Raw genomic sequence first — 18217 nt, 5'->3', positions numbered from 1 at the left:
TNNCCNACAGCNCCNCCGCCGGGCCGTAGCTGCTGCCGGTGTNGGGCGCGAACCGCCGTACCGCCTCCTCATACAGCGGCGAGGAGGCGTATTTCCGGTTCGTGAGGTCGATGGCGAACAGCGCGTAGAAGCAGCGCGGGATGCTCTGCAACGTCTCGCACGCCTGCGCGATGTTGCGGACCAGCGTCGCGTTGGGCGGCATCTCGGTGCGCCACGCGACGTCCAGCGCGTACGCCGACTTGTACAGGTGGCTGCCCCCGCAGATCCCGCAGATCCGCGGGGTCACGANCAGGCCCGCCTGCGGGTCCTTGCCGCGCAGGATGATCTCAAAACCCCGGAACATCGCCGCCTCGGTCCACGCCGAGGTGACCACCCCGTCGTCGATCGTGACCCGGACGTCGAGGTCGCCCTCGACGCGCCCCAACGGGCTGACGTTGAGATCGACGGTGGCCATTGGAATCCTCTCTTCTCCCCGTCCGTTCCTCGCGGTCTCCGGTCGGAGCACGCGCGGCTACCGGCTACCGGCCGGCTAGACGACGAACATGTCCTCCTTCGACCACTGCGGGGCGACTATCCGGGCAGCTGCCGCGTGTGCCAGGTAGCCGAGGTGGCCGCTGCCCGCCGGCACCTCCCGCGGAATGAGCCCGCCGACCTTCCGGGTCCTGAAGATCGTGCCGGGGGCGAGGTCGAAGAATGGGAACTCCGGCTCCGTGCACCCGATGCACGGCATGCCGGCGCGGGTCTTCGACGACTGGCGGTTCCACAGGATCCGGTTGCACGGGGNGNGGGNCATCGGGCCGCGGCAGCCGAACTCGTAGAACAGGCAGCCCTTGCGGGTCCCGTCCCCGAAAGCCAGGGTCGACTGCTTGTATTCGAAGTACTCCGCCCTGGTGCAGCCGGTCTGGGTGAATGTCGTGAAGAACGTCCGTGGCCGGTGCAGCTCGTCGAGCGCGATGNCGGCGGCCCGGCCGGTGGCCAGCGCCACGATGATCTGCGTGATCCAGTCCGGGTGGGCCGGGCAGCCCGGAATGTTGACGACGGGCAGCCCGGAGCGCGATCGGAAGTCCGGGCCGAGGAAACCGCCGCGTTCACGCTTGTGGAACTGCAGCCCGGTGGAGTCCGTCGGGTTCGGCGCCGTCGCGGGGATCCCGCCCCNGCACGCGCAGTCCCCGATCGCCACCACCACCTGGGCCCGGGCGGCCAGCTCGCGCACCCAGTCCTGCATGGGCCGCTCGGCGAAGACGTCGAAGCCGCCGGTTCCGTTCGGGCCGCGGATCACCGAACCCTCGAAGACGAAGATGTCGACCGGCCGCTCACCCCGCGCGCAGTCGGTGAACAGCTCCCGGGCCTGGGCGCCGTTCTCCAGCCCCAACGACGGGTGCCAGAGCAGTTCCAGCCCGAAGTCGGTGATCAGGTCGACGACGTTGGGCTCGTCGGCGTTCAGGAAGGACATCGTGTTGCCGCTGCACGCCCCGCCCTGGAACCACAGCACGGATGACATCAGTACTCCCTTCGTCGGACGGGCCGTGGTCGGCACCGCGGTCCGCCGCACCGCCCACCTCCACGAGCGGACCGAGCCCTCCGTCGAGGTGATCAGAAGCCGCTGGGCCGGGTGATCGTCGGGTGGCCCGTCGCCTCACGGAGACTTCCGGCAGAGCAGACGCTATGTCCCCCAGCGCCGGACGCCTATCGACAGTGCGCGGAGGCTGCCACCAACGCGCAGTCACCAACGCGCAGTGCGGTTTGGTGAAGCGCACACGACCGGGCGAGAGTGGGGCATGCACCGGCCATCCCAGCCCGCCCTCATCGACGCCCGTGGGGCGAGCGCCGAGGTACGGCCCGGCGAAGNGGTGAGCCGGTGCGATGCCGGCTCGGGCGGGTCACCGGATCAGGCGGGTCGCCGGAGGGNGCCGGGGGNGGACCGGGCGATGCACGAGCTGTCCGTCTGCCGATCGATCGCGGACGTCGTCACCCGGCACGCGGCCGGTCGGCCGGTCACCCGGNTGCACGTCCGGGTGGGTCAGCTGCGCCAGATCGTGCCGGAAACCCTCGCCTACTGCTGGGAGCTGATGAACGCTGGGCCCCCGGAGAACGCTGGGCCCCCGGAGAACGCTGGGCCCCCGGAGAACGGCGCCGATCCCCCCGGCGGGCAGGTGCTGGCCGGGTCCGTGCTGGCCGGGTCCGTGCTGGAGGTCGAGAGCGTGCCGGTCAGTGTGTGCTGCCGGGTGTGCGGGACCCGCGGCGAGTTGGCGGACCGGGCGCTGCGCTGCGGCACCTGCGGCGCGGCCGGCGTCACCATCGTCACCGGCGAGGAGTTCCTCGTCACCTCGTTCGAGGTGGCTTCCGACCCAGTAGTTCCCGACCCGGCGGCTCCCGGCTCGGCAGCTCCCGACACCGTGGAGGCGTGACACGCCGTGGGTCGCTTCCATCCCCACCCGGAAGGGGCGCATCCCCACCCGGAAGGGGCGCCGCACGAGTACTCGGGTCCGCACCCACCGGCCGGGGTGTCCGTCGGGGACCATGCCGGCTATGGCACCGGGCCCGAACGGGTCGAGGTCCTCGAGCGGATCCTCGGGGAGAACGAGCGGGTCGCGCTGGCGAACCGGGCCGCCTTCGACGCCGCCGGCGTCACGGTGGTGAACCTGATGTCCGCTCCCGGCGCCGGTAAGACCACCCTGCTGGTCGGGACGCTGCGCCGTCTCGGCCCGCAGCTGCGGGTCGGGATCATCGAGGGCGACATCGAGACCAGCATCGACGCCGACCGCCTCGACGGGCTCGGCGCGGCGATCGCCCTGATCAACACCGGTAACGGGTTCGGCGGGGAGTGCCACCTGGACGCGCCCATGGTCGCCTCGGCGCTGGGCCGGCTGCCCCTGCGCGACCTCGATCTCGTCGTTATCGAGAACGTCGGCAACCTGGTGTGCCCCGCCGAGTTCGAGGTCGGGGAGGACCTGCGCGCGATGGTGTTTGCCGTCACCGAGGGCGAGGAGAAGCCCCTCAAGTACCCGGTCATGTTCCGCTCGGCCGACCTGGTGCTCGTCAACAAGACGGACCTGCTTCCCCACCTCGACTTCGACCTTGACGCGTTCCGGAAGAACCTCGCCGACGTCAACCCGGACGTGGCTGTGCTGGAGGTCAGCGCCCGTACCGGCCAGGGGGTCGACGCCTGGTGCGCGTGGCTGCGCGCCCTACCCGGACAGCGCCCGGAGCCTACGATCGGCGGGGCCGCGCTCGATGACGACGGGGATCCAGCGCGGGCGGGCGCTCGACGGCGGGCGCCTGGAAGGCGACGGTCTCGACGTCCGTGACCGCGACATCGATGATCTCGACATCAGACAGCCCGAAGTCGGGTGCCTGGAAGAGGCGGATCGTCAGAGGCGGGGGCTCCTGCCGCGGCAGAGAGCGCGGCGGCTCCGACGCGGAGAAGAGGGGGATCGAGGCGGTGGCGATGAGATGTCTCGCTTTCGGGGTGGGGCTGCCGAGTGGAACGAGGGGTAGGACGTCAGGGCGGTGACAGGCTTCTCCGCGGGACCTTCCGCCGCCTACGTGGCGTCTTCGGGTTCCGCGAATCGAAGCCTCACGGCGTCAGAGACGGGACATCTTGCTGAACGGGCTCAGAATGCGTTCCTGCTGGGAACCGAAATCGACGAGGACGGCGACTTCTGCTTCGACCCCGGTTACCTGGCCGAGACCGTACATGTCGTGGGTGACCCGGTCTCCTACGGCGAACCGCTTGCACGGCGGGGTGACCGGGGCCTTGAAGGGGCTGGTGGACAGACGGGGCCTGGGTAGCGCTGACTTGGTCATCGCCTCCAGTATGCGCCTGCCGCACCGGGCGCCGCTGGTCGTCGTTGACGAAGACCAGACGATCACCGCTGCTCTCACCGGCCATGGCGCCCGGACGAGCGAGGTTGCCGACCTGCTGCCCGCGCGTGTCGCCGGGACTCTACCGGCCGCACCCTTGAGCGCCTGGCCTTTATCTACCGAGTGTTATCGAGTGTTACCAGGCGTGTGGGGCGCCGAGGTCGTTGATCAGCTCGGCGAGGACGAGTTCCTCGTCCACTCTGATCGCATGGTGCTCCAGCGCGGGGCGCAGGTCGGGGTCCCAGGCCGCGTCGACCGGCCGGCCAACCAGCTCGCCGCCGGTCACCGTGGTCAGCGCCGCCTGATAGGACCGGGCGTCGAAACGCCATGGCCGCCAGCCGATCCGTTCCCGCAGGCCGTTGGCGATGCGGATGCCGCCCCAGTCGAAGTCGCCATGGTAGGCAAACCGCGCGCCCTGGCCGGCGAGCGCCGCGAGCAGGCTGATGACGGCGGCCGACGGCTGGCCGTTCACGCACACCAGCGGCGGGGTGCGGCCCGCCAGCTCGTCGGCGGCGCTGGCCAGCACGATCGGATTCTCGCACAGGTACACCACTCCGAGGCCCACCCCGAGGTCGCCGCGGTCCTGGCCCGGGCCGACCTGGCGCAGAGTGAGCACGCAGGGCTCCCCCGCCTCGCGACAGATGGCCAGGATCCGGCCGGTCGGGCTGTCCGCCCCGCCCGGCAGACCCAGGCAGAGCACCGTGGACGACAGTTCGTCACGGTGCACCCCGACAGCGGCCCACGCGGCGCGACGGCCCGCGGCCGAGCCGTCACCCGCCGGGTGGGATCCGCCCAGTACCCGGGCCGCCGCCAGGGCCAGCGTCGCCAGCGGCCGGCCGTCGTCGAGCGCGTGCGCGTCACCGGTGCTGGTGGCGGCCAGCCGGCCCAGCGCCACGCCGGGTGAGGGCAACGCGTCGAGCACCCGGAGCAGGTCGGCGGCCAGCGGCCCCGCCGCGTCCGGGGTGCCAGCCAGCCGGCGCAGCAGGCCGGTGCTGTCCAGCCAGGACCGCCAGGGGGTGAGTTCGGGGCGCCGGGCGAGGAGGTCGTCCAGGGGCTGGTGCGCCTGCGCCCAGGCTCGTGACTGCGCCGCGGCCAGCTCCGCCCGCTCCGTGACATCCCCGGTGAGCTGGCGGACGGCGGCGGCGAGTCCGTCCGGCGCGGCGCCGCTGGACCGCAGCACCGCGTCGACCTCGTCCAACGACACGGACAGCGAGGCGCCGGTGCCGGCCCGGCGGCCCAGCAGCCGCTCGACCCCCCGCCGCTGGTCCGCGCTGGCCCGGCCGAGGGTGACCGTCCCGGTGAGCGGCCGGCCCAGCTCGATCCTGCGCCGCACCCGGTCGAGCAGCCACGCCGTGTGCTCACCGCCCAGCAGACGACGCAGCCGTTCCACATCGCGGGCGGCTTCCGTACCGCGGGAGGCCCCGGTCGACGACGCGCTCACTCGAACGGCAGGGGCTCGGTGTTGCCGCTCTGCGCCGGACGGAGCGGCTGGGGCTGGTCGGGTTGGTCGGGCTGGTCGAGTAGCTGGGGCTGGTCGGGTTGGTCGGGCCGCTCGGGCTGGTAGGGCACCGGCCGGTCGACGCGGGTGCGCTCGTGCCCGTCCCACCGCCACGGCGTGACGAGCACGGCATCGATGCCGTCCCGGCGGGACAGCTGCGCGATCGCCAGGCCGGGAACCTGCGGGTAGCAGCCCCACTCGCGCTCGCTGGTCATCACCACATCGAGGTCGAACGCGGCGAGCAGACCCAGGCACTTGGCCCGCGAGTCGTCGTCCACTCCGGCGAACGCCTCGTCCAGGGCGACCAGGCGGGGTGCGTGCCGGTTGCCGGAGGAGTCGTAGAACGACGAGGCAGCTGCGAACAGCGGCACCGACGCCGCGAGCACCCGCTCACCACCGGACGCCGGACCGCTCGCCGGCCGCCACTGACCGTCCTGGAACCGCTGCACAGCGAACTCGTGCCAGTCGCGGTAGTCCAGGGCACGGGTCAACTGCTCGGCCCATCCGCCGGTGGTGTCCGCGCTGTGCTCCCGGTTGATCTCCTCCTGGAGGAACGCGCCGACGGCGGTCCGCTCGGCGGGGCTCCAGGCGTCGGCCGTCTGCCGCAGCAACCGGTCGCGCACCGCGCCGAGCCCCTCGGGGGCGCTGCGCGCGACCCGCCACTGCAACCGCAGCCGCATGCCGGTCGACGTGGGCCGCTGCGCGAGGTCCGTGTTGATCCGGCGAACCTGGCCCTCGGCGTCGCTGATCAGTTCCTGCAGGGCGCCGGCCACCTCGTTCACAAGGTGGTTCTCCAGGATCTCGCGTTCCTTCGCGGACAGCAGCATCGCCCGCTGCCCGGTCTCCGTCTCCAACGCGGCGACCAGGGCCGGGATGTCCTGCTTGCGGCCCTGGAACAGGACGTCGACCACGATCACGCCGTCGGAGACGACCATCCCGACCGAGTGGCCGTGCCGGGACAGCGCGTCGGTGAGAACCTTGTGCTCGGCCGACACCCGCTGCTGCGCCAGCTCCCACCGGCGGTCGGTGTCGTCGACGTCGTCGAGGGCGGCGTTGACCGCCCGGGCGAGCGTGATCGCGGGGNACGGTGCCCAGCCGGCAGCCGGGTCCGGGATCTCCAGGTCCGGGACGGCGACCGCGAGCAGGCCGGTGGCCGCGAACGCCCGGAGCCTCGCGACAGCCGCCTCGCGTTCGGCCGCGGCGGTGGTGATCGCCTCCCGCAACGTCTCACGCCGGCCGTGAGCCCGGCCCCGGGCGTCGAGCGCATCCCGTTCGGCGGCCCGGGCCTGCTTCTCCCGCTGCCCGCACCGGTCGAGTTCGGTGTCGACGGCGGCCAGTTTGCGGAACAGTTCGTCGACGGCGGCGCCGGCCGTCTCGACCAGGACCCGGTGACGTTCGGCGGCCGCGTCGGCCTGCATCTGCGCCTCGGCGACCGCCTCGGCGGTCTGTTCCTGGCGTTCCAGCGCGAGGGTGAGTTCGTGTTCCGCCTCGGTCGCCGCGCGGCGGGACCGGTCCAGCGATTCCGCCGCCGGCCACAGCGCGGCCAGCTCCGCCCGGTAGTCACCCAGGGCGTCCCGGACGTCGGCCAGCGCGGCCGGCTCCGCGGGCAGGCGCACGTCGCCGGCGAACTCCTCGGCCGCCGCCCGCGCCTCACCCGCGGCCTGCTGCCGGCGGGCCGCGACAGCGGCCGCCTCCTGGTGCTGGGCGTCGATCCGCCGCTTGGCCTTGTGCTCCGTGGCCAGCTGCGCGTGCGCCTCGCGCAGGTCGCCGTCGGAGGGCCGGGCCCCGTGCTCGGCGGCCAGCGAGAGCTGCCGGTCGGCCAGCTCCGCGGCGGCCGCGGCCAGCTCTTCGAGCCGTAGCTCGATCCGGGTCGCATCGGCGCGCAGGTGGTCGAGCCGGACCCGCCTGGCCGCCTCGCGGGCACCCTCACCGATGTAGCCGGCGGTTTCCTTGCGCCAACCGCCGGTCAGGACCCCGTTACCGAACCGGCCGTCCACGGTGACCCAGGTCTCGGTGCCCGAGGTCCTGTTGGCCGTCGTCCCGTTGGCCGTCGTCCCGTTGGCCGCCGGCCCGTGGACCAAGGAGCCGCCGGCCGGGCCGGGCCCGCCGCGCAGGCCGATCGTCGCGAGGACGGCGGCGACCGCGGTGTCGCTCAGCCGGGCCGCGCGTGCGTCGTCGCGGTCGATCGCCGGCGTGAGCACCGCGGCCAGCCCACCCCCCGGCGCCGGCCGCCCGGGCGTGACCAGAACGTCGTCGCTGACGGGGTCGTGCAGCCGCCCGTCCGGGCCGACCCAGGCGTCGAGGATCCCGGCGGCCTCCAGCGCCGCCTCGATTCCGGCCCGGTGCTCGTCGGGCACGCCGTCGACGAAGTCGACGACCTTCCACAGCGGGGCGCCGTCCCGGCCGTCCCGCCCGTGCTCGTCGCGGGTGTGCGGGGCCGGCGGCGAGTCGTGGCCACCGGCCGCCAGCCGCTCGATCTCCTCGGCGAGCCGTTCGAGTTCCCGCCGGGCGGCCGTCTGCTCGCCGTCGAGGACGGCCTGCCGGCGCCCGAGGTCGGCGGTGGCCAGCCGCGCCGCCCCGTCCACCGCGGTGGCGACCGGGTTGGACCCGTCGAGTGTGTCCACCCAGCCGGCCAGGGCCGCCAGCGCGGCGTCCGGGTCGGCCGGCCGCAGGTACGCGCAGCCGGCCAGGTAGGCCGTGCAGGCCACGACGAGGCCCGCCCCGCGCTGGGCGGTCAGGTCCTCGGCCGCCGCGATCCGCTCGGCGGCGGCCTGCTGCTCGGCAGTGATCCGGTCCAGGTCGTCCCGGGCCGCGCGCAGCGCCACGCCGGCGTCGGCCGCCGCGCGCAGCAACCCGTCGAGACGGTTCACGGCGGTGCCCTGCTGCCCGACCAGGGCCTCGGCGGATCGCCGGGCGTCGCGGTACGGCGGTTCCCCGCCGTCCAGCTCGGTGAGTACCGCGGCGTGCCGGCCGGTGACCAGGGCGGCCTCGGCCGCCAGCCCGGCGGCCCGGACCGCGGCGTCGAAGCCCGCCGCGTCGGCCTGGACCGTGCGTTCCGCACCCGTGAGCCGGCGCTTCCGGTCGCCGGCAGCCTCGGCCGCGGCCCGGCTGTCCCGCTCCCGCTGGGCGGCGAACCGGGCGAGCCGCCCGGCATCCTCCTCGGCGCCCCGCAGCGCCGCCGCGTCGCGCATCTCCGGGCTGTCCCGCAGCGCGTCCCGCCGGGCGGTCAGTGTGGCCTTCGCCTCCTCCACCTCGGTGAGCGCCTGCTGCGCGGCCGTCAGGGCCTCGACCGCCGCCTGATGCGCGGCGTCGGCCTCGGCGAGATCCCGCCCGTGCTGCTCGTAGCGGCTGTGCGCCTGCCGCGGCGGCGCGGCGTACCGCTTCGCGGCCACTCGGGCGTACCGGCGGTAATGGGTCAGGAATGCCTGCGCAGCCGTTTCCGCCTCGGCGAGGGCGCGCAGCGTCTCCCGTTCCTCGTCCAGACCCCGGAACGCCTCGGCCACGATGACCACGAGCGCGGGGTCCAGCGGCGGCAACGCCTCGGTGAGCGCCCGGGAGAGCAGCTTCTCGTCGGGCTTCTTGGACAGTTGCGGCTGGCGTAGCTGGATCAGGAGGTTGACCAGGGCCTCGTACCGGTGCCCGCCGAGACCGAACAGCGCTTCGTCCACGGCACGGCGGTAGTCCGACGCGGTGTCGTACACCGCGCCGTGGCCGTCGACGGCTTCTTTCAGTTTGTCCCTGGTCAGTGGCACCCGGGTCGGGCTGACCAGGGACAGCTGCGGACCGATCCGCTGGCGGGTCACGAAGAACCAGTGCCGGACGATGCCGCGCCCGCTGACCGCCTTCAGGCCGGCCCCGATCGTGCGGTACTCGGGGATGCCGTCACCGCCCAGCCGGCCGAACTCCAGCCAGGTGTAGCCGAGCCGCTCGGGATGCGGATGCCGGCCGCCCAGCAGCAGGTTCCATTCCATCCGCTTGTTGCGGTCACCGTCCGGTTCGACCCGGTGCGCGGCCAGCTCGCCGTCCAGCAGGAACGGCAGCGTCAGCGCCAGGACCTTCGACTTGCCGGTACCGTTGTTGCCCCGCAGCAGCAGCCGCCCGTCGTGGAAGTGGAACTCTTCCACGTCGTAGTAGAAGAGGTCGACCAGGCCGGCGCGCAGCGGCTGCCAGCGGTCCTCCCGGGCCGGTACGGGAATCGAGGCCGACGCCGGTGCCGGTGCGGGAATCGAGGCCGGTGCCGGTGTCGCGGGCATGCGGGTCGAGGTGCTCATCGGCGGCTCGTCTTCTTCCTTCTGGCCGGACCGCTTCTGACCGGGCCGGCGCCGCCCGCCCGGCCGTCGTGGATCGTCGGCGCCTCGACGGCGTAGCGCGCGATCGCGGGCCGGGCGAGCACTGCCGGCGGCTCGCCGGCCCGGCCCGGCACGTCCGTGACCAGCCGCAGCGCGCGCAGCTTGTCCAGCGCCATGGCGAGCAGCTCGGCGTCGGCACCCGGTTCGGTGACGCCCCGCCGCCAGTAGGTGGAATGCTCGGCCGCCATCTTCCGAACGTATCCACGCAGCCGGCCGACCGGCACCGGCTCCGCGGGATCCGGCCGGGTGGCGAGATACTCGGCGACTAGCAGGGTCACGTGGCCGTCGGTGCGCTGTTCCGGCATCCGTACGTCGGTGAGCTCGTCGTCGGGGTCGACCATCGCGATTCCCTCCGCGCGCATCTCGGCGATCAGACCGGTGGCGTCCTCGATCCGTCTGGTGATCGCCCGGCGCTGGCTGATCAGGTAGGCGCGCTCGTCCTCGGCGAGCTCGTCGTAATAGACGACGGGATCATCGAGCAGCCGGCGGGTCAACCGGCGGCGAAGCGACCGGTTGCGCAGGTCGTCGGTGTCGGGGACGGGCTCGTGGGTCAGCTCGGCGAGCCGCGCCCCGATGTCGTCGGCGTCGATGGTCGACGGGCCGCGGGTACCGGTCAGCAGCGACGCGAGCACCCTGCGGCGTACGTCGTACAACGCGTCGCCGCTGTCGCGCAGATAGGCGTCCTCCTCGCCGGCGACCCGATCCAGCACGCCGAGCGTGAGCAGCAGCCGGACCACCGCCACGAGGTCGGAACGTTCGTCCCGGCGGCTGAGGGTGAAGGTGACCCCGGTGCGGGCCAGTTCCGGGTCGCTCGCCGCGACCAGCACCCCTTCGGCCAACCGGCCGAGGGTGATCTGGGTGTCCGCCCCCTCCAGCACTGACAGCGCGAGGCACAGCAGGACGTAGCGGCGCCGCCCGAACGGCGCTCGGCCCTTCCCCTCCCGCGCCGGGTGCGTGTCGTCCTGGATGGTCGCCGCCGTCTTGAACAGCCGCGCCGATTCGGCGTCGACGACCAGCCGCCAGCCGGTTTCGGCGGCGAGCCACTCGCGCAGCTCGGACGCGTGCCGGCGGACCAGCCGCAGGACCTCGTCGTCCGCGCCGGCGGTGCGTAGCGGCCCGGCCAGCAGCGCGCGCAGGGCCCTGCGCCGCGCGGCCCGGTTCTCCTCGGCGACCGAGTCCGCCGTCATCCGGACACCCGTCCGGTCTCCAGCAGCTCGAGCCGGTCCGGCCCACCGGCGAGTACGACCGGAGCGAGGCCGTCCATCCGGCCATTCAGATCGTTTTGCCGGTTTCGGTCATTCCTGTCGTTCGAGTCGCTCCAGTCGTTCAGGTCGTTCAGGTCGTTCCAGGCCGCCGGACGCGATGCCGCACCGGCCAGGTCGACGATCTCGACGGTGTGTTCCGGGCCGTCCAGGACGCCATCCTCGGTCTCGATCCGCGCCACCCCCCCGCCGGGGACGAGGGTGAGGCGGATCAGGACCGTGCCGTCGCTGGACGTGGTCTCCACCTCGGTATCGCCCGCCAGCCTGGCGGCGAGCGCGTCCCCGAGCAGGCCGAGGAACAGCCGGAACGCCTGCCGGTCCAGGACGCCGAGCTGGGACAGCAGCACTGGCCCGTCGGTGGCGAGCCGGGCCCGAGCGGACGCGGCCTGCTCCNCCNCCCGCGCGGCCTGCTCGGCGAGCAGCCGCCGCTGCCGCGCGCGGTCCGTGACCCGGTTCGGCGTTCCGCGCCGCTCGTAGGAACCGGTCCGGCGTAGCTGCGGGCTGATCCGCATCGGCGGCGCATCCTGCCACGGCGTGTTCGGTGTCGGCTCGTCCTCCTGCCAGGCGGCGACGGTCTCCTGGCTGACGGTGAGATGCCGGGCCGAGGCCAGGCCGAATGCGGCCCGCCACAGCCGGTGGGCCGCCGCGTCGTCAGGAGCCTCGGCAAACCAGCGAGCGAGCGTGCGGAAGTCCGCCGACCGGTCCGAACGGCCGGTACGGCGCTCGTTGAGTGCGGCGACGGTATCGATGAGCTGGGTGATCGCGGTGATAGCCGCGCCCCGCAACAACCGTGCCTGGGAGGGACGGCGCGAATCCGCCGACACGAACCAGTCGTGCAGGCCGCGCCAGCGGTTGCGCCAGCCGTCCAGGGCCGCGGCGACCGCGGCGTCGTAGGCGGTCCGAATCCGCTCAGCGTCGGTTCGCCCGGCTCCGGTCCGGCCGGAATCGGATGCCCCGGAGCCGGATGCCCCGGAGCCGGATGCCCCGGAGCCGGATGCCCCGGAGCCGGATACCTCGGGCACGTCGGGCACGGCGTCGGTCGCCTCCCGACGGGCCGCGAGTAGCAGCAGGCGTTCGACGCCGGCCCCCTCGACCTGACCCAGCAGGGTGGCGATCTCCGCGCCCCGGTTCGCCAGCTCGGCGATGAACCGGTTGATGTAGTCGATGAGCCGTTGCTTGTAGGCGAGGAACGCGTCCACGTCACCGTCCGAGAAGTCGATCACTCGGCGGAGGGACGTCATGAACGCCTGAGCGTTGTCGGCCAGTCCGGTGAACCGCTCCGCCAGCCCCAGCAGCAGCAGGTGTACCTTCGCCGGGTCGAGATCGGCGGCGTCGCCGGCCGTCATCTCCACCAGGGCGCGCAGCTGGGCGGCGATGTCCTCCAGCGCCACCGACTGCAGGGCGCCCCGGCGGCCGATCGCCACCTCGTAGACGGCGATCGCCTCCTCGGCCGCCTGCCCGGCCGGGGTCAGCTGGTACAGGTAGCGCGCCCGGTGGAAGTCCGCCACCGTGGTCACCCGGCCGGTGTCCGGGTCGGCCCGCAGGTTGCCCCACTCAACGAGCTTGTCCAGCGCGGCGACGATCGACTCGGTCTGCCCCGGCCGCCCCAGATCCGCGATCACGTCCTCGGGGCGCATGTGGACGATGAACCGGTCCCGCGCCCGCGCGAACGTCGTCAGCACCTCCCGGTAGACGTCCGCGTTGGGGGCGCTCAGGTGCGCGAACGGCTGCCGGGGCGGCGCATCACCGCCGGCTGCCGGCCCGGTCTGTCCGTCGCTCGTCACACCGCCCAGTATCGCCCACCATGCTACCGCGTGAACGGCGGGTGACCGGCTACCAGTGACACTGCTGGGGAAGACGGGAGTCTGCGGGGNCGTCGGTGGCTGAAGCGACGGCCGAGTCTGGCAGGCCTGGACCAGCACCTCGATGCCTCACCTACTCCGCGAACTGATCGACATGCTCGCCGCCGGACACCGGCTCTGCTTCTACCTACCCAGTAGGTCACAAACCATGAACTATCGATCACGGCAAATCGCCGTCGATTACGTTGGAGATTGCTGCGATTCACGTCATTGGTGAAAGGATTAGAGCCCGATGGCGGGGGTATCTCTGGCTCGCAATCCAGTGGGGAACTTCCCCGAGGAGATGGCGGTGCGACACTGGAGGGGGCGGAAATGGCGCTCAGGAAAAGCCCGAAGTATTTTCTGATGGTTGTGATCGTTGCGCTCGGGACAATTTTGTCTGCGGCTCCTTCGATGGCTTCTCCGCCGAGAAGCGCGCCTGGCGCGGTCCATCGCAGTGATGTACATTGTTATTGGCGCCATATGAGCGGTCACTGGGTCTGGAGGCATGGACACCGGACCTGGATTCCCCCGCGCACGGTCAGGGTCTGTCGCTGAGATTCCAATAAAACAGGCATCGATCGCAGGAATCCCTGCGGTCGGTGAGGAGATCTTTTAGAGACAAGTGTTCCGTCCTTGTGCGCTCGCGCGGGGACGGAACGCCAAGCCTCGGATGCCCGTTACAACGTCCGCCTCGCCCACGACCGAGGATGAAGAACTGTGCGCCGTGTGGGCCACGGCGCGCCAGCGAGCCTGGCCGGTCGTCTCGGTGGACGAGCGGGAGAGCCTACAGGAGACCCTGGAGATTCTCGCGGACAGTGATGCGGTGGCGTCGATCCGTCAGATGCGTGAGGAGATCGCCCGAAAGGTGGGGACGGTCATCAGCCCCAGCCCCAGCCCCAGCCCCAGCGCCGGCTCAGCTTTCGGCGGGGGGGATGTTGGGGTTGAGCCGGAAGCGGTTCTCCGGGTCATAGGTGCGCTTCACTCGCCGCAGCCGCTCGACGTTGCGCCCCCAGGCCCGTGCCCGGTCGGCGTCGTCGAGATCCGCGTCGCCGCCGAAGTTGAGGTAAGTGCCCGATGCGGCCCGAAGCCTGACGGCCTCGCCGTAGGCATTGCGCACCCAGCGGATGTTTGCGTCGTCTTCGGCGGGGTCCAGCCAGTTTCCGTCGATGCTCAGCAGGTACCGAGCGCTGCGGTCACCGAACGCGGTTTCGGTTGTCCCTACACGTGACATGGCCCCTCCCAGGAGAGGCAGGTGCACCATCGTCGTCGGGNGCGGGCGGTCGTGGCTGATGCGCGCCACGAACGTGGTCGCGTCCTCATCGAGTCTGTCCAGGTAGACGGACTTCCAGTAACTCTGGAGCCCACCCTTGGGGAAGAAGGGATCGAGGGAGGATTGCGCTGTCCGGTACGACCGGGCCTGGCTCATATCGGCAAGCGGCGCGCCAAACCCGGAAAGCGCCCGGCACGCTCGCTGACCCTCGTCCGGGGTGCCGGCATACAGGGCGGCCGTGATGAGCACGTCGCGGTTGTGCACGGCGGGCGGGAGCGTCGGTGCATCCGGCAGCGACCACAGGAGGGCACGGCTGGTGACCTCGTCAGGGACGGTGGACGTCCAGTCCTGCCAGCGGGAAAGCACCTCGGTAACGGCATCGACCGGGTGAACGATCATGCTATTCCAGACCATCGGGCCCAACGGATAGGCCTCGAACTCGAAGGACACCACCACACCGAAGTTGCCGCTCCCGCCACGCAACGCCCAGAACAGGTCCTCATGTTCGGTCCCGTCGCACCGTATGATCTTGCCGCTGGCTGTCACGACCTCGGCGGCGCGCAGCGCATCACAGGCCAGACCGTACTTGCGGTGGAGCCAGCCGATTCCGCCACCGAGTGTCAGACCCGCGACGCCCGTGGTCGACACGACCCCGCCAGGTACCGCGAGCCCGTACAGCTGCGTCTCACGGTCGACGTCGCCCCAGGTCGCACCACCCGCCACCCGCACACGTCGCTGATCCGGGTCGACCCAGACACCCCGCATCATCGACAGATCGATCATCAAACTGTCGTCGGCCGTGCAGGTCCCGGCGATGCTGTGGCCGCCGCCGCGGACAGCGACGAGCAGGTCCCGCTTGTAGGCGAGGCTGACGGCGTCGACGACGTCGGCGGTGCCGGTGCATCGGATGATCAGACCGGGTCTGCGGTCGAGCATGGCGTTCTGGACGACCCGGATGTCGTCATACCCCAGGTCGTCCGACGTCAGAACCTGCCCGCGGAAGATCGCGCGAATCTCCTCGACCGTCTCGTCCGAGAGCGTCTGCCGTTCGCCATCCAGCGTGAGTATCTGTGCCGACATCGAGCGATCTCCCCTCCGCGCCTGCCGATGTCTCCGGTGGGCATCGGTCTGCGTTACTCGCTTCTTACAGGGTGACGCCACGGCTGGATCGTCGCTAGCGTGTTCGTCCCGCAGGACGGCAGCCAGTTCGGCGAGTGCGGCCAAGATTGCCACTCCGAACCCGGCCCACCGCCATCCCGTCTCTGCGCCGGACAGCGGCGTGCCTGCGGAATTAGGAAGCTGGCAGGTCCGTCGCTGGCGCCTGGCGTGGCTGCCGGGGGTGCGGGCGCAGCCCGCCCCGGTCCGCCAGCGTGTCGGTGGCCGGGATCCGGGTCCGCGAATCGGACTGTCGGACCGCTCCAGTAGCGTTGGTCGGCTGTCTATCGGGAGGTCAGTCGTGCTGCTGGAAGGACTCAAGCCAGGGCTGCGCGTCGACGGGCTCATCCCCGCCGAGGTCGTCACGGTCATTGCCGCGCAATGGCACGGTTCCGACGCGCTCGAACTGACCTACAAGACCGCCGCCGGCGGCCTCGGCCAGCAGGTCGTGTTCCGCAAGGACCAGGACAAGCTCAGCGTCGCCCAGACCGGCAGCCGCGCCTTCGATGCCAACGCCAGCGACTTCAAACTNGTGGCCGAGGCGCAGCGCATCTCGCTGGCCGGGCTCTTCGACCCGATGCTCGCCGTCGCCACCAGCGACGTGCAGCCCCTCCCGCACCAGATCCGCGCGGTGTACGGCGAGCTGCTCCCGCGTACCCCGCTGCGCTTCCTGCTCGCCGACGACCCCGGCGCCGGCAAGACGATTATGGCTGGCCTCTACCTCAAGGAGCTGCTGCTGCGCGACGACGTGAAGCAGTGCCTCATCGTCGCGCCCGGCGGGCTCGTGGAGCAGTGGCAGGACGAGCTCTTCTTCAAGTTCGGCCTCCGTTTCGATCTGCTGACCAACCAGCTCATGGACTCCCAGGTCAACCTCAACGTCTTCGAGACCAACCCGCTCCTCATCGCACGAATGGATCAGCTCTCCCGCAACGAGCAGCTCCGGGCCCAGCTCAGGGAGACCGAGTGGGACCTGATCGTCGTCGACGAGGCCCACCGCATGGGCGCCCACTACTTCGGCGGCAAGCTGGAGAAGACCAAGCGCTTCCAGCTCGGGGAGCTCCTCGGCGAGATCACCCGCCACCTGCTGCTGATGACCGCGACCCCGCACTCGGGCAAGGAGGAGGACTTCCAGCTCTTCCTCACCCTGCTCGACAGGGACCGGTTCGAGGGCCGGCAGAAGAAGACCACGGACACCAGCGGGATCATGCGCCGCCTGGTCAAGGAGGAGCTGCTTACCTTCGAGGGCAAGAACCTCTTCCCCGAACGTGTCGCCGAGACCGTTCCCTACGAGCTGACCGCGTTGGAGTACGCCCTCTACGCGGACGTCACCCACTACGTCCGCGAGGGGATGAACCGGGCCGACCGGCTCGGCGGCAAGCGCAAGAACACCGTCGGCTTCGCGCTCACCGTTCTCCAGCGGCGACTCGCCTCCAGCCCGGAGGCGATCTACAAGAGCCTCGTCCGCCGTTCCGAGCGCCTGGAGGGCAAACGGCAGGAGATCCTCAACGGCACCTACCGCGAGTCCGAGCCGACCGTCGACCTGGGCGAGATCGACGAGGACGGGTACAACGCCGAGGAGATCGAGGAGCTGGAGGAGGACCTGCTCGACGCTGCCACCGCAGCGCAGACCGTCGAGGAACTCAACGCCGAGCTGATCGAGCTGGCCGAGCTGGTGAAGACCGCCAAGATCGTCCGCGACGCCGGCACCGACCGCAAGTGGACCGAGCTGTCGAACATCCTCCAGGACGAGGTGCTGACCGCCGACGCCAACGGCTGGCCGCGCAAGCTCATCATCTTCACCGAGCACCGCGACACCCTCGACTACCTCCGGGCCAGGATCGGCTCGCTGCTCGGCAAGCCCGACGCGGTCAGGGCGATCCACGGCGGCGTCCGCCGCGGCGAGCGTCGCCAGATCACCGAGGAATTCACCAAGAACCGCGACGTCCAGATCCTCCTGGCGACCAACGCGGCTGGGGAGGGCCTCAACCTCCAGGCTGCCCATCTGATGGTCAACTACGACCTGCCGTGGAATCCCAACCGCATCGAGCAGCGCTTCGGCCGCATCCACCGCATCGGCCAGGACAAGGTCTGCCGACTGTGGAACCTCGTGGCCTCCAACACGCGGGAGGGTGAAGTCTTCACCCGTTTACTGGCCAAGCTCGACCAGATGCGCCAGGATTACGGCGGCAAGGTCTTCGACGTCCTCGGTGAAGCCTTCACCGAGACCCCGCTGCGCGCCCTCCTGCTCGACGCCATCCAGTACGGCGAGCGCCCCGACGTGAAGGCGAAGATGCACGAGGTCATCGACGCCAGCGTCGGCGATGGCCTCAAGGACCTGCTCGACGAGCGGGCGCTCGCCTCAGAGCACCTCGCCGAGGCCGACCTCCAGCGGCTCCGCGCAGCGATGGATGAGGCCCGGGCCAAGAGGCTCCAGCCGCACTACGTCGAGCTGGCGTTCAAGGCGGCCTTCACCCGTCTCGGTGGCCGGATCGCCAGGCGTGAGCGGGGGCGCTACGAGATCGCGAACGTGCCCCAGCACCTCCGCTCGGCCGGCAGGGGACCGATCGCGACGAAGTACGACCGCGCCACCTTCGACCTTGCCCACTGCGATCACGGCTGCAAGGCGGCTCGTTGGTTGATCGAGTTCCGGTCCGTGCTTCGGATGTCTTGCTTCCCGTCGGTAATGCTACGAAACGCGCGCGAATACCCACGCACTGTCGGTACCGTACCGGCGCGACACCTAGATCCGAGGAGCGGCAGAGCCAGACGAGGAGGGCCGTCGTGGCGATGAAGGTCAAGGTGGGCAACTATGCCTATCTGTGGGACGGTGCTGAGCCCCTCGTGCCGGGGGACCTTGTACTCCTGCCCGAGAACTGGCTCAGTCCCAAGATCCATGGTCCTGGACCCTTCGAAGGCACCGTGACTGCCGTCGGAAGTGACTATGACGGTCCGATCTCGCGGATCATCGCCAAGAT

The 18217-nt window shown here is 71.3% G+C and carries 9 protein-coding genes and 3 pseudogenes (1 of these 12 cut by a window edge); 4 read left to right on the top strand and 8 right to left on the bottom strand.

What is annotated here, in order from left to right:
- Both CED_RS16125 and CED_RS16120 read right to left on the bottom strand, forming a co-directional pair.
- A pseudogene (locus tag CED_RS16125) lies at positions 1-454 on the bottom strand (nickel-dependent hydrogenase large subunit) (it extends 1154 nt beyond the left edge of the window).
- 75 nt (positions 455-529) lie between these two features.
- Complete coding sequence (locus CED_RS16120) at positions 530-1501, bottom strand: hydrogenase (RefSeq protein ID WP_035911991.1); 972 nt, start codon at positions 1499-1501, stop codon at positions 530-532.
- Between the two features lie 427 nt (positions 1502-1928).
- Here CED_RS16120 and CED_RS16115 point away from each other — a divergent pair, with 427 nt between their 5' ends.
- Positions 1929-2408, top strand: coding sequence for a hydrogenase maturation nickel metallochaperone HypA (locus tag CED_RS16115; protein ID WP_051868867.1), 480 nt, complete (start codon positions 1929-1931; stop codon positions 2406-2408).
- Positions 2409-2414: 6 nt separating this feature from the next.
- Positions 2415-3308, top strand: a complete 894-nt coding sequence (gene hypB, locus CED_RS16110) for a hydrogenase nickel incorporation protein HypB (protein WP_035911965.1) — start codon at positions 2415-2417, stop codon at positions 3306-3308.
- A 277-nt stretch (positions 3309-3585) separates the two neighbouring features.
- On the opposite strand, the gene CED_RS16105 is transcribed toward hypB, so the two are convergent.
- From CED_RS16105 to CED_RS16080, 6 genes are all read right to left on the bottom strand, one after another.
- Positions 3586-3807 (bottom strand): hypothetical protein, encoded by a 222-nt coding sequence (locus CED_RS16105; protein ID WP_035733742.1) that lies wholly within the window; start codon positions 3805-3807, stop codon positions 3586-3588.
- Positions 3808-4000: 193 nt separating this feature from the next.
- On the bottom strand, positions 4001-5305 hold the full coding sequence (locus CED_RS16100; protein WP_011435531.1) for a TIGR02679 family protein: 1305 nt from the start codon (positions 5303-5305) through the stop codon (positions 4001-4003).
- Positions 5302-9633 (bottom strand): TIGR02680 family protein, encoded by a 4332-nt coding sequence (locus tag CED_RS16095; protein WP_063613443.1) that lies wholly within the window; start codon positions 9631-9633, stop codon positions 5302-5304. The genes CED_RS16100 and CED_RS16095 overlap by 4 nt, the downstream gene beginning before the upstream one ends.
- The gene (locus CED_RS16090) at positions 9630-10898 is read right to left on the bottom strand and encodes a TIGR02678 family protein (protein ID WP_011435533.1); all 1269 of its coding nucleotides are present in this window, start codon (positions 10896-10898) and stop codon (positions 9630-9632) included. The genes CED_RS16095 and CED_RS16090 overlap by 4 nt, the downstream gene beginning before the upstream one ends.
- Entirely contained in the window at positions 10895-12757 is a 1863-nt protein-coding gene (locus CED_RS16085) for a TIGR02677 family protein (protein WP_235187109.1), read from the bottom strand. The genes CED_RS16090 and CED_RS16085 overlap by 4 nt, the downstream gene beginning before the upstream one ends.
- A 973-nt stretch (positions 12758-13730) precedes the next feature.
- Entirely contained in the window at positions 13731-15167 is a 1437-nt protein-coding gene (locus CED_RS16080) for an FAD-binding oxidoreductase (protein WP_035911961.1), read from the bottom strand.
- A 376-nt stretch (positions 15168-15543) separates the two neighbouring features.
- Between CED_RS16080 and CED_RS16075 the strand changes: the two are divergent.
- A pseudogene (locus tag CED_RS16075) lies at positions 15544-17859 on the top strand (DEAD/DEAH box helicase); the annotation flags it as partial.
- A gap of 170 nt (positions 17860-18029) precedes the next feature.
- Positions 18030-18217, top strand: a pseudogene (locus CED_RS16070) (hypothetical protein); the annotation flags it as partial.

It is taken from the genome of Frankia sp. CeD (assembly GCF_000732115.1).
Classification (GTDB): Bacteria; Actinomycetota; Actinomycetes; order Frankiales; family Frankiaceae; genus Frankia; species Frankia casuarinae.
The sequence above is the reverse complement of the archived record's forward strand: the minus strand, read 5'-3'. Positions and strand labels throughout refer to the sequence as shown.

Excerpts from the sequence above, each read along its gene's own strand:
- CED_RS16105 (WP_035733742.1), bottom strand. The coding sequence starts at position 3,807 with ATGACCAAGTCAGCGCTACCCAGGCCCCGTCTGTCCACCAGCCCCTTC.
- CED_RS16090 (WP_011435533.1), bottom strand. The coding sequence starts at position 10,898 with ATGACGGCGGACTCGGTCGCCGAGGAGAACCGGGCCGCGCGGCGCAGG.